This window comes from Nocardia sp. NBC_01327, assembly GCF_035958815.1.
Taxonomy (GTDB): Bacteria; Actinomycetota; Actinomycetes; order Mycobacteriales; family Mycobacteriaceae; genus Nocardia.
In genome coordinates, this window is record NZ_CP108383.1 from 4,567,077 (window position 1) to 4,581,226 (window position 14,150).

12 protein-coding genes are annotated in these 14,150 nt (G+C 66.5%); 7 read left to right on the forward strand and 5 right to left on the reverse strand.

The genetic code is table 11. From position 1 onward, the window contains the following. Positions 1 to 28: 28 nt before the first annotated feature. Positions 29 to 1,747, reverse strand: a complete 1,719-nt coding sequence (locus tag OG326_RS20855) for a GAF domain-containing protein (RefSeq protein WP_442790814.1) — start codon at positions 1,745 to 1,747, stop codon at positions 29 to 31. A 206-nt stretch (positions 1,748 to 1,953) separates the two neighbouring features. Between OG326_RS20855 and OG326_RS20860 the strand changes: the two genes are divergently transcribed. The 3 genes from OG326_RS20860 to OG326_RS20870 all read left to right on the forward strand — a co-directional run bounded on the left by OG326_RS20860 (position 1,954) and on the right by OG326_RS20870 (position 2,982). Beyond that, a complete protein-coding gene (locus tag OG326_RS20860) occupies positions 1,954 to 2,403 on the forward strand; it encodes a pyridoxamine 5'-phosphate oxidase family protein (protein WP_327138767.1) in 450 nt (149 codons plus the stop codon). A gap of 85 nt (positions 2,404 to 2,488) precedes the next feature. Beyond that, positions 2,489 to 2,683: a hypothetical protein gene (locus tag OG326_RS20865; RefSeq protein ID WP_327138768.1), complete on the forward strand. Its 195-nt coding sequence runs from the start codon at positions 2,489 to 2,491 to the stop codon at positions 2,681 to 2,683. A gap of 125 nt (positions 2,684 to 2,808) precedes the next feature. After that, entirely contained in the window at positions 2,809 to 2,982 is a 174-nt protein-coding gene (locus OG326_RS20870; protein WP_327138769.1) for a CsbD family protein, read from the forward strand. A 36-nt stretch (positions 2,983 to 3,018) separates the two neighbouring features. Here the strand turns inward: OG326_RS20870 and OG326_RS20875 are convergent, their stop codons facing one another. Then, entirely contained in the window at positions 3,019 to 3,666 is a 648-nt protein-coding gene (locus OG326_RS20875) for a TetR/AcrR family transcriptional regulator (protein WP_327138770.1), read from the reverse strand. 109 nt (positions 3,667 to 3,775) lie between these two features. Here OG326_RS20875 and OG326_RS20880 point away from each other — a divergent pair, with 109 nt between their 5' ends. Continuing rightward, positions 3,776 to 4,459, forward strand: a complete 684-nt coding sequence (locus OG326_RS20880; RefSeq protein ID WP_327138771.1) for a rhomboid family intramembrane serine protease — start codon at positions 3,776 to 3,778, stop codon at positions 4,457 to 4,459. 52 nt (positions 4,460 to 4,511) lie between these two features. Beyond that, positions 4,512 to 6,458, forward strand: a complete 1,947-nt coding sequence (locus OG326_RS20885; protein ID WP_442790815.1) for a potassium transporter Kup — start codon at positions 4,512 to 4,514, stop codon at positions 6,456 to 6,458. An 8-nt stretch (positions 6,459 to 6,466) separates the two neighbouring features. On the opposite strand, the gene OG326_RS20890 is transcribed toward OG326_RS20885, so the two are convergent. Further along, positions 6,467 to 6,910: a response regulator gene (locus tag OG326_RS20890; protein WP_327138772.1), complete on the reverse strand. Its 444-nt coding sequence runs from the start codon at positions 6,908 to 6,910 to the stop codon at positions 6,467 to 6,469. Further along, positions 6,907 to 8,427 (reverse strand): ATP-binding protein, encoded by a 1,521-nt coding sequence (locus tag OG326_RS20895; RefSeq protein ID WP_442791044.1) that lies wholly within the window; start codon positions 8,425 to 8,427, stop codon positions 6,907 to 6,909. The genes OG326_RS20890 and OG326_RS20895 overlap by 4 nt, the downstream gene beginning before the upstream one ends. Before the next feature lie 377 nt (positions 8,428 to 8,804). Here OG326_RS20895 and OG326_RS20900 point away from each other — a divergent pair, with 377 nt between their 5' ends. After that, positions 8,805 to 12,977: a SpoIIE family protein phosphatase gene (locus tag OG326_RS20900; protein ID WP_327138774.1), complete on the forward strand. Its 4,173-nt coding sequence runs from the start codon at positions 8,805 to 8,807 to the stop codon at positions 12,975 to 12,977. Beyond that, positions 12,974 to 13,282 (forward strand): STAS domain-containing protein, encoded by a 309-nt coding sequence (locus tag OG326_RS20905; protein WP_327138775.1) that lies wholly within the window; start codon positions 12,974 to 12,976, stop codon positions 13,280 to 13,282. Before OG326_RS20900 ends, OG326_RS20905 begins: the two co-directional genes overlap by 4 nt. A 54-nt stretch (positions 13,283 to 13,336) precedes the next feature. Here the strand turns inward: OG326_RS20905 and OG326_RS20910 are convergent, their stop codons facing one another. Then, positions 13,337 to 14,068 (reverse strand): VIT1/CCC1 transporter family protein, encoded by a 732-nt coding sequence (locus tag OG326_RS20910; protein WP_327138776.1) that lies wholly within the window; start codon positions 14,066 to 14,068, stop codon positions 13,337 to 13,339. Between the last annotated feature and the right edge of the window lie 82 nt (positions 14,069 to 14,150).

The following is a 14,150-nucleotide window of genomic DNA, read 5'->3' on the forward strand; positions in this document are numbered from 1 at the left end:
GAAGAGCGTTGTGCCACAGCGGTTCCGGTCAGTGCAGCGGCACCGACCAGCGCAGGCGGGTGCCGCCGTGTTCGCTGCTGCGCTCCATGGTGAAATGCCCCTCGGCCTGGTCGGCGCGGGTGGTCAGATTGTGCAGGCCGCTCGGAGTGATGTCATCGGGGATACCGCAGCCGTCATCGGTGATGATGAGGGTGAGATCGTCGGCAACGTCGATCTCGACGGTGAGGATCGCTGCGCCGGAGTGCCGGACGACATTGCTGACCGCCTCCCGCACAACGGCTTCGGCATGGTCCGCCAGTTCGGCGTCGACCACCGACAGCGGCCCGGTGATGCGCAGGGAGGTGCGCATCTCCAGATCGCCGGTGTGCTGTTTGATCAGCTGTTCGATGCGCTGGCGTAACCGGGTGCTCTGACTGTTGCCGCCGTGCAGATCGAAGATGGAGGTGCGGATCTCCTGGACGACGTCCTGCAGATCATTGATCACATCCGAGAGTCGTTCTCGCACTTCGGCCGAGCGGGCACGGGACACGGTGCTCTGCAGGCTCAGCCCTGCGGCGAACAGGCGCTGGATGACGTGATCGTGCAGGTCACGCGCGATCCGATCGCGGTCGGTGAGAATGTCGAGCTCGCGCACCCGCTGCTGTGCCTCCGCCAGTTTGATGGCCAGCGCGGCCTGATCGGTGAACGCCGCCGCCAATTCCACGACCTCGTCGGAGTACGGCGCCGATTTGGCGGACCGCAGCAGCACCAGAACGCCGAAGGCGGACCCCTGGGCGTGCAGCGGCAGGATGAGAGTGGGGCCGGCCTCGGGGATCTCGACGCCGAGGTCGATATCGTCGCTGTCGGTGTAGCGCAGCGGTGTGCCCACCCGGAAGACCTGACCGATGGCGGTCGCGGTGGTATGCACGAGCAGGCTGCTGAGTTCGGCTCCGGGCGAGGACAATTCGGCGATGGTGAGCGCGGTGGTCTCCTCCACCGGGAGATCCGGATCGTCGGTGACCGCGAGGAACGACCACTCCGACCGGGTGAGGGTCCGGGCGTCGCGCACCACGCGGGCGATCACCTGCTCCGAATCGGTGCCGGCCAGGAATTCTGTCGCCACATCGCGGGTCGCCGCGATCCACGCCTGCCGGGTGCGCGCGGATTCGTACAGCCGCGCATTGTCGATGGCCGTACCCGCCGCGGCCGCCAGCGCCTGCACGATCACCTCGTCGTCCTCGGTGAACAGCTGCCCGCCGGATTTCTCGGTGAGATACAGGTTGCCGTAGACCTCGTCACGAATGCGGATCGGAACGCCGAGGAAGGTGCGCATGGGCGGATGGTTCGCCGGAAATCCCACGGAGGCCGGATGATCGGCGAGATTCTGCAGCCGAATGGTCTTGGGCTGGCTGACCAGCAGGCCCAGCACACCCCGGCCCTCCGGCAGATCGCCGATGCGGGCACGAGCGGCCTCATCGATGCCCTCGTAGATGAACTGGTCGAGCAGCAGATCGTGGCCACGCACGCCGAGCGCCCCGTAGCCCGCATCGCTCAGTGTGATGGCGGTATGCACGATCGTGCGCAGTGTCTCGTCCAGATCCAGGCCGGAGGTGACGGTGAGCATGGCCTCGACGAGCCCGTCCATGCGATCGCGGGCGTCGATCATCTGCTCGACGCGATCTTTGACCTCGACGAGTAGTTCCCGCAGTCGCAATTGCGAAAGGGTCTCGCGAACCGAATAGGAGCCGCTCGAGGGGTCGCTGGTCACGTCGGCTTTCCTGGAAAGTCATGTAGGCGCACGGTATGTGAACCTGCTGCCCAGCCCATCGTATGCGGTTCCGCCGCAGTGTTCTTGAACAGCGGGATGTCCGTACGAGAGTTCGACAGAGGACCTTCGGCCCTGTCGGCTGCGGCGGCCGGATGATGCCATGGGATCAACGTGTGCCGTCAGGCATCGGAACAGGAAGAGGTTCCGTGAACAGATTCCCGGCGGACGGCTTCGCGGCTCGTATCGCGATCGACCTGCAACGGGCTGAAGCACTACGCCTGCTGGCCAGTGTCTCCTACGGCCGGGTGGTTTTCACCCGGGATGCGCTTCCGGCGGTTCGCCCGGTGAATCACCTGGTCGACGGCGAGACGATCATTGTGCGCACCCAATTGACCTCGCGGCTCACCTCGGCCGTGCGGGCCGATTCGAATGTGGTGGTGGCCTACGAGGCCGACGATATCGATCCGATCCGGCAATTGGGCTGGTCGGTGGTGGTCACGGGCATCGCCAGGACCGTCACCGATCCCATCCGGGTCGCGCGCTACGAGAAACTGCTGCGCCCGTGGGTGGACGGAGCTTTCGACACCGTCGTGGCCATCGAACCCACCCTGGTCACCGGCGTGCGGCTGATGGCGGCGAACAGTAGGTCGGCATGAGGTCTTTCGGCCCTGCTGTCGAGAGTGCCTGTACAGCAGACTTTGTCGGGTGACGAACATACTGGCTGTGGAAGGCCCGAGACGGATGAGGCTGCGCGAGAGCTCGTTCAGCCGGACCGTGGACCGGTTGTGCACGGAATTCGGCAATGAGGTCACCCGTGAACAGGTGGCCGACATCATCGAGCGCTGCCTGTGCGATCTGGCGGGAACTCCGCCGGGCGCGATGCCGGAATTGAGTGAGCGCCTCGGCCGGCAGCGACTTCTTCAGGCGCACCGCTGAATCGCGTCTCAGCGAATCAGGGCGCCTGTGAATCAGGCTGTGCCGTAGTCCGTTTCGGGGCCTACCCGCCGGGTAGATCAGGAATGGTTCGCGAGGAGATCGCGGATACGGCCGAAGGGAGTGGTATGAGCGCGAGTGACAAGGCGCAGCACAAGGTGGACAAGCTTGCCGGTCTGGCGCGGGAGAAGTACGGAAAACTGATCGGCGACGAGGATCAAGAGCAGGAGGGTAAGGCGGAGAAGGCCAAGGCCGACCTCAAAGACGCGGGGGAGAAGATCAAAGACGCGTTCCGGCACTGAGTTCGAGCGTGCGCCGGTGAAATTCGGGCGCGTGAGCTAGCCGAGCGGCAGCAGGTCCTCGCCGTTGATCAGCGCACGAATGCCCAGGCAGATCAGCCGCACGCCGCGCAGGAACTTCTCCTCCTGCGGGTAGGCGGCCGCGCCGGAGGTTGTCAGTGGGAATCGGGCGTGCAGGTCGGCGTAGGCCGCCGCGTCCACGGGCGGGATCGGGGGTTCGGTCTGCTCCTGGAGTGCGAAACCGGTGGTGTGGCTGAGCAGCGTATCGGCGGCGATGATGGCGTGCGGTGCCGGGACCCCGCCGTCGACGAGTGTGCGCAGCAGCCGCTCCATCAGTGAAAGTGCGCCGCCGCTCAGGGATTTGGGGCTCTCGGCCAGGAGAATCGCCCCGCCGGGATGGTGCAGGATGCTGTGCCGCAGTGCCGCGGCCTGCGCCTCGACCCGCGTGGGCCACGCAGCGCCGGCGGGCAGCTGCGCCAGCGCCGCGGTGCCCGCGTCGTACCCCTGCCGGGCCACGCGGTCGGCCATCAGTCGCAACAGGGCGTCCTTGTTCTTGACGTGATAGTAGAGGCTTCCGGCATGCGCATCGAGCCGGTCGGCGACCTGGCGCATGGACACGCCCTGATACCCGACCTCGGCGAACGCGGCCATCCCGGCATCGACGATCCGTTCGGTGGTCAGTTTCATCGGCTCCGCCCCCTCGCATTTTCGAACACTGTTTGAATTATGCACCTTACTGGAGTTACAGTGCCCATCGACGGATTCGAACACTGTTTGAAAATGGGGTGGGCAGCTCATGAGCGCAATGTTGTACAACCCGGCTACGGCCGCCCTGTTCGTGCTGATGTTCGTCGCGGCCCGGACACTGGTGGATGCCGAGGGAAAGCGGTGGAGCCGGATCCCCTGGGCCGCACTCGCTTTGACCGTCACCGCGATCACCGGGGTGCTCGTCCAGCTGCTGTGGTCCGGCGCCATGGACCACTTCGACTCCGACCCCAGTAAAACGGGCTGGTGGCGACCCGTCACATCGGTATTCATGCAGAACGGCGGCGTCAGCGGCACACTCTGGAATCTCGCCACCCTCGCGATCATGGCAGCCCTCGCCGAATGGATCTGGGGCGCACCGCTCATGCTCGCCCTGTTCGCCGCCGGGGCCCTGCTGCCCGGTCATGTGGACGCACTGGTCGGAATAACCAGCGTCAGCTCCGCATCGCGCAACTTCGCCGGAAGTTCCGCGGCGACATACTTTCTCGGCGCGACGGTGGCCGCCGTCCTACTGCTGCGCACCCCTGCGGCTCGCGAGCGGCTGCTCGCCCTCGCCGCACCCACCCTGGGCCTGATCCTGTGGTTCGCACAGGACAATGCGCACGGCCTGGTGGTCGTCTATGGATTTGTGCTCGGCCTCGCGGTGGCGCTGTGCGGTCGCGCGGCGGTGTCGATGAGACGTCGGATCCGGGTAGATCACCGCCAGGCTGGGTAGACCGACAGCGGGAGCGGCCGCCGCGGCGTCTCAGCAAAGGAGGTCGGGCACAGTGGGAATCGACGTGGACTCGTCGGAACGGTCGGAGACCGAGGCCCCGGATGTGCATCCGGCGGCGCGGTCGGGCCTGGTGCTCGGTGCACTCGGTGTTGTCTTCGGCGATATCGGGACCAGTCCGATCTACACGCTGCGGACGGTCTTCGATCCGGCGGATCCGCATGCGGTGCCGGTGCGTGCCGAGAATGTGTTCGGCGTGGTGTCGCTGGTGTTCTGGTCCGTCATGATCATCGTGACGGTGACCTACGTCCTGATCGCCATGCGCGCCGACAATGACGGCGAGGGCGGCATCATGGCGCTCATCACGCTGGTACGGCGCTGGGCCCCGCCGGGGGAGCGGCGCACGGCCATTGTCCTTGCGGGACTGGGCATCTTCGGCGCCTCACTGTTCTTCGGCGACAGCATGATCACGCCGGCCATCTCGGTGCTGTCCGCGGTGGAGGGCGTGCAGATCGTCGAACCGTCCCTGGCACGGTTGATCGTGCCGGTCACCGCACTGATCATCGTGGCATTGTTCGTGGTGCAGCGGCGCGGCACCGCGACCGTCGGCCGGCTGTTCGGCCCGGTGATGGTGGTGTGGTTCCTCACCATCGCGGCGTGCGGGATCGGTGGAATCCGCAGGGATCCGGCGATTTTGCGCGCGCTGTCCCCGACCTACGCACTGGGATTCCTCGCCGGGCATTTCGGTGTGGCGTTCTTCGCGCTGGCCGCGATCGTGCTGGCGGTGACCGGCGCCGAGGCCCTGTACGCCGATATGGGGCACTTCGGCCGCCGATCCATCACGCGCGCTTGGCTTTTCCTCGTCTTCCCGGCCTGTGTGCTCAGTTATCTGGGTCAGGGCGCGCTGGTGCTCGCTGATCCGGCTCATGCCGCGAGCCCGTTCTTTCTGCTGGTGCCGGAGTGGGGGCGGCTTCCGGTGGTCGTACTGGCCACCGCGGCGACGGTGATCGCCTCGCAGGCCGTCATCACCGGCGCGTATTCCGTTGCGTCACAGGCCGCTCAGCTCGGATATCTGCCGCGACTGCGGATCGTGCACACCTCCGAATCGACCATCGGCCAGATCTACGTGCCGGGTATCAACTGGTTGCTGATGGTCTCGGTGCTCACCCTCGTCTTCGCCTTCCGCAGTTCGACCGCGCTGGCGTTCGCCTTCGGCATGGCGGTGACCTGCACCATCACGATCACCACACTGCTGCTGAGCTATCTCGCCCGCGCGAAATGGCAACTGCCGCTGTGGGTGACAGTGCTCGGCGCCGTCCCGCTGCTGACGGTGGATCTCCTGTTCGTCGCGGCGAATCTCACCAAACTGGTGCACGGCGCGTGGTTGCCCTTGCTGATCGGGATCACCGTCTTCACGATCATGACCACCTGGCGGCGCGGGCGGGAAGTGGTTGTGGCCGAACGGGAGCGGCAGGAGGGCTCACTGACGGAGTTCATCGACGAACTGCGACAGCATCGCGCGACGCCCGACACCGTCGAGGGCACCGCGGTGTTCTTGAACCGCGGCAAGCGGACGGCGCCGCTGGCCCTGCGCGCGAATGTCGAACGCAACCATGTCCGCCACGGTCAGATCGTGATCCTGTCGATCGACACCGAACCGGTGCCGCGCATTTCGCCCGACGAGCACGTCCGCATCGATCATCTGGGCTATACCGATGACGGCATCGTCCATATCGCCACCAAGGTCGGCTATATGCAGACCCCCGATGTGCAGGCCGCCCTGGCCCGGCTCGATCCCGCCGATACCGAGGGTGTGCTCGACCTCGACAATGCGTCCTATTTTCTCTCCAAGGTCGAGTTGCACGCAGGTCCGGCCCGGACCATGCCGCGCTGGCGCAAGAAGCTCTTCATCGCCATCAGCTACACGGCCTCCGATGCCGCCGATCACTTCCGGCTGCCTCGCGAGCGCACGGTGACCATGGGGTCGCGCATCGAAATCTGATCGGAAGGCTAACTGCGACTGGGCAATCGGGCGAGCTGGGTGAAGAACTCGTCGATCTGCCTTACGGCAGAGGTGAATTCGTCGAGGTCCGTCGGCTTGGTGACATACGCGTTGGCGAAGAGCCGGTAGCTGCTCACCACATCCTCCTCGGCGGAGGAGGTGCTCAGAATGACCACGGGCAGATCGGACAGTTCGGCGTCGGCGCGGATCTTCGCCAGGATCTGATGACCGTTGTATCTGGGCAGGTTCAGATCCAGCAGCACCAGATCCGGGCGCGGCGCATGAACGTGCTCACCCCGGCGGAACAGGAAATCCAGGGCCTCCTGGCCATCGCGCGCGACATGCAGAGTGTTGGCGATCTCGTGCTCTTCGAACGCTTCCCGGGTCATGAGCTCATCACCCGGATCGTCCTCCACGAGCAGAATATCGACGGGTCGGGCGGTGTAGATCACAGTGAAGCTCCTTCAACAGCCGGTTCGGCCGAGTCGCCTGCGGGCGAGCCGACAGGCAGGGTGAACCGCAACCGGGTTCCCTCAGTATGGCTGGTATCGACCCAGATCTTGCCGCCGTGATATTCGACGATCTTGCGGCACACGGCCAAACCGATACCGGTACCCCCGTACGCCTCCCGGCTGTGCAGGCGCTGGAAGATGACGAACACCTTCTCGGCGAACTCGGCCTCGATGCCGATTCCGTTGTCGGTCACCGAGAAATCCCACATTCGTGACTCGGGATCGAGTTCACACTCCACCGCGATGGTCGGAATGCGTTCGGGGCTGCGGAATTTGAGGGCATTGGAGATCAGGTTCTGCCACAGCATCGTCAGCAGCGTGGGATCGCCCACGATCTCGGGCAGCCGCTCCGGCAGTCGCAGGTGCGCATCGGTGTCCTCGATGACCGAGGCCAGATTGCTCACCGCGGTATCGAGCGATTCGCGCAGATCGACCGGGGCGGTGGTCTCCGATACCCGTCCGACCCGGGAGAAGGTGAGCAGGTCGTTGATCAGCACCTGCATGCGTTTGGCGCCGTCGACCGCGTAGTGGATGTACTGCTTTCCGCGCTCGTCGAATTGGTCGCCGTAGCGTTTGTCCAGCAGCTGGCAGAAGGACGCGACCTTGCGCAGCGGTTCCTGCAGATCGTGCGAGGCCACATATGCGAACTGTTCGAGTTCGGTATTGGAGCGGCGCAATTCCTCTGCCTGGATATCGAGCTCGGCCTTCTGCGTCGACAGCAGCGCTTCCTGCGCGCGTGAGGAGGCCAGCTCCGACACCACGCGCCCGCGCATCCGCTCCACCGCATCGGCGACGGTGGCGACATCGGCCGGGCCGGTGACATCGATGCGGTGCTCGAAATCCCCGTCGGCGACGCGCAGGGAGGCCGCCGCCAATGCCGACAGCGGCCGGGCCACAAGGCGGCGGGCCAGCACGGTCAATATCACCCCGGTCAGCAGCGCGACGGCGACCATGAGCATGAGGACCCAATTGCGCAGGGTGCTGGCGTGTTCGAGCGCGCGACGGTCCTCGGCGATCGCGGCGGACAGATCGGTGTTCTGTGTATCGAAACGGCTGCGCAGCTCATCGAAGAGCGCTTTGCCCTGCGGCGCGGTGGCCACCAGCGTCGCGGGTGCCGCGTCTGTGTTGTGGGCGTAGGTCGTCCGCCAGACGTCTGCGGCGTGCTGCACCGCGTCCAGATCCGCCAGTAGCCCAGGAGATCCGGCGACCAGAGCGCGAATTCGATCGGCGGCAGCGGTCTGTTCCTGCAGGCCGTCGGTGTAGGGCTCGAGGAATTGCCGATCCCCGCTGAGGGCATAACCCCGGACGCCGGTTTCCTGATTGATCAGCGCGTTCTGCAAGCGGGTGGCCTGCAGCAGCGCGGGCTGCGTGTGATCGAGCACCCGCGCGGTCGCGGTATTGGTCGTGGTGATCACCTGCGCACCGGCGGCGGCGCCGAGCAGAACCACGATGCCCATCACACCCAGCACCAGCTGAATCCAGGTCTGCACGGTGAAGCGTCCGGCACGGCGTTCGCGTTCTCGCAAGGCCGTCACCGCCGAATCTCTCGGCGGCGTAATAACGGGGAAGGCGGGCTCTCCACAGAGAACCTCCATTTCCGGCACGGCGCACGCGGGCGCGTGTCAAAGGCTCCGACAGCCGTTTTCTCGACCGCGAAGCTGCCGAGATCCTAGCCGGTCCCGGTCGCCCGCCTCGCCGTCACCGATCCAGTACGCGTTCGCGCGGTGGTCACGAGTATCCCCAGGTCGAGCTGGTCTTCTTCTGGTAGCATCCGCGCAGCGGAACGGCGCGTAGGCCGCACGAGAACGACGGAACCGAGGGCAGGGGCACGGCGGTGGTAGCGGCGGCGGAGTCGTTCGGTGTCGACGACCAGGTAGGTCCGGATCTCGCGGTCGTGGACTGGGCGTCGACCCCACTCGGACCGCCGGCTGAATGGCCGCAGAGTTTGCGGACCGCGGTCGACATTCTGCTGTCATCGCGGTTTTCGATGTGGATGGCGTGGGGTCCGCAGCTGACGTTCTTCTGCAACGCCGCCTACCGGGACGACACACTCGGGCAGAAGTATCCGTGGGCGCTGGGCCGGCCGGCCCGGCAGGTGTGGGCGGAGATCTGGGACGACATCGGCCCCCGCATCGAAGGCGTGCTGGCCACAGGACAGGCGACCTGGGACAAAGGCCTGCTGCTGATCCTGGAACGCTCGGGATATCCCGAGGAGACCTACCACACTTTCTCCTACAGTCCCCTGCGCGATGACCACGGTGTGGTGGTCGGCATGCTGTGCGTGGTCACCGAGGACACCGACCGCGTCATCGGCGAGCGACGTATGGCAACGCTGCGTGATCTGGGCTCCGACCCGAGCGTGATGCGCACCGAGCAGGAGATTCTCGAGTTCACCGGAGACCAGCTCGGCCGCAACCGGTGGGACCTTCCCTTCACGGCGACTTATCTTTTCGAGCCCGATACGACCGCGCGGCTCGTGGCGACCACCGGGATCGGCAGCGGGCACCGGGCGACGCCGCCGCGGCTGCGGGCGAAGGACCTCGATCCGGTGTGGCCGGTCATGGCAGCGGCCCGGGGGGAGTCGGTGATCGTCGATCTGGTCGACGGCGCGTTCCCTTCGTTGCCGACCGGAGCATGGACGCAGCCTCCCCTGCAAGCGCTGGTGATGCCGCTGGCGCAGCAGGGTGCCGCACCGGTCGGGTTCTTCGTCGCCGCCCTGAATCCCTACCGGCCTCTGGACGAGGTGTACCGCGGTTTCGTCGAGTTGGTCGCGGGGCACATCGCGACGGGGATCCTCGTCGCCCGTAGCTATCAGGCCCAGCAGCGGCGGGCCGAGGAGCTGGCCGCGCTGGACCGCGCCAAGACCACCTTCTTCTCCAACATCAGCCACGAATTCCGTACTCCGCTGACCCTGATCTCCGGTCCGGTGCAAGAGCTGCGGACCCGTCTGGCCGACGCCGAGCCGGAAGTGCGGGACGAGGTGGAAGCTATCCACCGCAACGGTTTACGACTGGGCAAACTTGTCAATGCGCTGCTGGACTTCTCCCGGATCGAGGCGGGCCGGATGCAGGCCCGCTACGAGCCGGTGGAATTGGGGGCGATGACCGGTGAACTTGCCAGCGTCTTCCGCTCGGCGATAGAGCGGGCGGGACTGCGGTTCGTCGTGGACAGCCCCGCGCTGCCCGAACCGGTCTATATCGATCGCGCCATGTGGGAGAAGGTGGTTCTCAACCTGCTGTCCAATGCCGTGAAATTCACCTTCGACGGCACCGTCACCGTCCGGCTGCGCTACGAGGACGAGCACGCGGTGTTCACCGTGACCGATACGGGCGTCGGGATCGCCGACGCGGATATGTCGCGACTGTTCGACCGGTTCCATCGTGTCGAGCACGCGCGATCACGCTCGACCGAGGGCAGCGGCATCGGGCTGGCGCTGGTGAAGGAACTCGTCGGTCTGCACGGCGGTACCATCACCGCGCGGTCCACGGAGAACCGCGGCACGGCCTTCACCATTCGGCTGCGATTCGGCCACGCTCACCTGCCACCCGATGCCGTGGTGGACCCGCAGCCGGTCGCCGTGGGAGTGCCGACCGCCGAGCCGTTTGTCCAAGAAGCGCTGAGATGGCTTCCCGCAACGGAATTGGACCCGGCGGACCCCGGCGCCGACACGATTGCGGGCTCGGACGCACAGCACATCGCGGGCGCCGCCGGTCTGCGTGCGCCCGCGCACGTGCTGATCGCCGACGACAACGCCGATATGCGTGACTACCTGAGTCGTCTGCTGCGCGGCGCCGGGCACCAGGTCGAGACTGTCGCGGACGGGCAAGCCGCGTTGGAGGCGATCCGTGCCCGAGAACCGGACCTGGTCGTCAGCGATGTCATGATGCCCCGCCTGGACGGGCTGGGGCTCGTCACCGCGTTGCGCGCGGACCGGCGCACCGCAAGCGTGCCGGTGCTGCTGCTGTCGGCGCGCGCCGGCCAGGACGCGTCCATCCAGGGGTTCGATGTGGGCGCGGACGACTATCTGGTCAAACCGTTCCCGGCCGCCGAATTGCTGGCCAGGGTCCGAGCAGGTGTGCAATTGGCCCGACTGCGCGCCCAGCACGCGCGTTGGAGCACCGCGCTGATCGACTCTTTGCAAGAGGGGTTCTTCGTCTGCGATGCCGACGGCAGCGTGATCGAGATCAACGCCACGTTCACCGAGATTCTCGGCTACGGCGACGGCGGATTGCCCTACCGGCCGCCTTTTGCCTGGTGGCCCGACCCCGACACGGACCCGCACGGCCACCAGCAGGCACTGCACGAGTTCACCCGGCTGGTCGAGAACGAGAGCGGAGAGTCAGAGCTTCCACTGATACACCGTGCCGGACACCGGGTTTGGGTGCGCACCACCTATAACCGGGTCGAGGATCCGATGGCGGGACGCCATGTGATCGTGGGTACGGTCCGCGATATCACCGCGGAGCATTACACCGTTCAACGCGACACCGCACTGGCCGCTCTGGCCGAGCGACTGGCGGAAGCCGACACCGTACCGGAGGCCGTCCGGGCGGAGGCGAGCGAACTGTGCCGCATCTGGTCGGCGCGTCGTGTTGTGCTGGCCACCTTCCCGGACACCGCCCTCGGACTCGATATCGAGCCGGAGTTGTTCTGCGCCAGCGACGATGCCGGATGGGACCAGCTCGGGTCGAGTTTGCGAGAGAGTCTGCGCGTTCTGGCCCGGTCGCCCCTGTTGACTCCGCAGCTCGATCGGCAGGGATGGATCGGTGTCACCGCGGGCTATCCCAATCGGCTGTTGGTCGTATGGATGGACCTGGGCGTGCGACCGCCGATCGCACCGGAGGATCTTGTCCTGCTGTCGGCGCTGGCAGGTCGACTGGGCCAAGGCTTGCACCGACTGCAGGAGATCGACCAGCAACGAGAGGCCGCCGTCGCGCTGCAGCACGCCATCCTCGGTCCCGCGAGCCTGCCCGCCGGATTCGCCGTGCGCTACCAACCGGCCACCCGGCCGCTTCAGGTCGGAGGCGACTGGTACGACACAGTTCCTTTGCCGGACAAGCGAATCGGCATCGTTGTCGGTGACTGCGTCGGCCACGGGTTGGATGCCGCGACCGTGATGGGCCAGCTCCGCAGCGCCTGCCGCGCCCTGTTGCTGGAGTACTCCGACCCCGCTCGGGTCTTGGCCGGGCTCGACCGGTTCGCCGCACTGCTGCCCGGTGCGAGGTGCACCACCGTGTTCTGTGCGGTACTCGATCCGATCGGCGGTGAACTGGTGTACAGCAGCGCCGGACATCCGCCGCCGATCCTGGTGTCCGCAGACGGCAGTATCACGACACTCGAGGGTGTTGTCCATGGACTTCCGCTGGGAGTTCGGGTCGACCGGCCCCGGAGCCGGAACCACCGGGTACTCCCTGCTCGCGCCACGCTTTTGCTGTATACCGACGGTCTCGTCGAACGTCGCCGCCGGTCCCTGGACGAAGGCATCGCCCGGGCCGGCGCCGCTGTCCACGACGGGCGCAACCAGCCGGTAGAGGACCTCGCCGGTCACCTGATGAGCAGCTTGACCCCTACCGGCGGCTACGAGGACGACGTCGCGCTGCTGCTGTACCGGCAACCGGGACCGCTGGAAATCGACTTCGTCGCCGAGCCCGGCGAACTGGCCCCGGTCCGGCACGCGGTGCGGGACTGGCTCAAGCGCTGTGATCTGCAACCACAGCAGGTCAGTGATGTGGTGATCGCTGTCGGAGAGGCTTGCGTCAATGCCGTCGAACACGGCCACCGCGACCGCCCCGCCGGCGTGATCCGGCTCCGCGCAACCGCCTTGGCCGACCAACTCTGGCTGCGTGTGGCCGACAGCGGCAGCTGGAAGAATCCCGACCCCGACGCGACCGCGCGCGGGCACCGCGGGCGGGGCATCACCTTGATGCGCGGCCTGATGCAGCGGGTCACCATTGTTCCCGGCCGGTCCGGGACCACCGTCGAGATGTACACGAGGATCGCCACATGAGTACTCCGCTGACCCTGCGTACCGGCGTCCACTCGGATGGCCGGCCGCTGCTGGCAGTGCAGGGTGAAATCGATATGACCAACCTCGCGGCGTTCGGCGGCGCACTGTCCGCTGCCCTCGCCGAGGCCACGTCGGTCGTGGTCGACCTCGGCGAGGTGGACTATCTGGACAGCGGCGCCATCAACGCGCTGTTCAGCCACGCGGACCATCTGCACATCATCTGCAACCCGCTGCTGTTGCCGGCCCTGCGAATCAGTGGCCTGACAGAACTGGTCACCATCGAGAGTGCCGCCGCTCGCCCCTGACGGCCGGCGCCTGGGATCGACACCCGACCGCGGTCGCCTCCGGTTCCGGCCGAATCAGGCCGCCGACGCACCGATCACATGTCCGACGGCGAAGGTGAATGCGACCGAGACGGCTCCGAGGGCGAGCTGGCGAAATCCGGAGTGCAGGACGGGACGCCCCGTCATCCTCCCCACGACCGCCCCGCCGGCGAACAGTGCGCAACCGCTGATCACCAGGGAGGGAATCAGCGATGTGACACCGAGCAGATAGGGAATCAGCGGAAGGATCGCCCCGAGTGAGAAAGCGACGAACGACGCGGACCCGGCCAGGACGGGGGAGGGCAGATCCTGGGGGTCGACACCGAGTTCGGAACGAGTATGGATCTGCAATGCCTGCGCCGGGTCGCGGGAGACCGCGTCGGCCATCCGCTGTGCGGTGTCGACGTCGGCCCCGTAGGAGCGAAAACGATCCACCAGTTCGGCCCGCTCCTCCTGCGGAAAGCGGTGCAGCATATCGGCTTCCAGTGCGACTTCCGCGGCGACCAGCTCGTTCTGATTGGTCACCGACACATATTCCCCGGTCCCCATGGAGAACGCACCGGCGACCAGACCGGCCAGCCCGGTGAGCACGATCGAATGCGCAGCGACACCGCTGCCACCGACACCCGCGATCAGCGCGGCATTGGTCACCAGCCCGTCGACGGCCCCGAACACCGTGGGGCGCAGCCACCCACCGGAGACGTCCCGATGCCGATGGGTCCACCCGGACGACGAACCCACCACGCGCACGCCCCTTTTCGTAGTCATCCTCTGCCGTGATCTCCCCATCTTGGCCTGCCCACCGGTCGTGCCCGGTGCGCAACGCCCATAAAGGCGGCTGACCGATCCG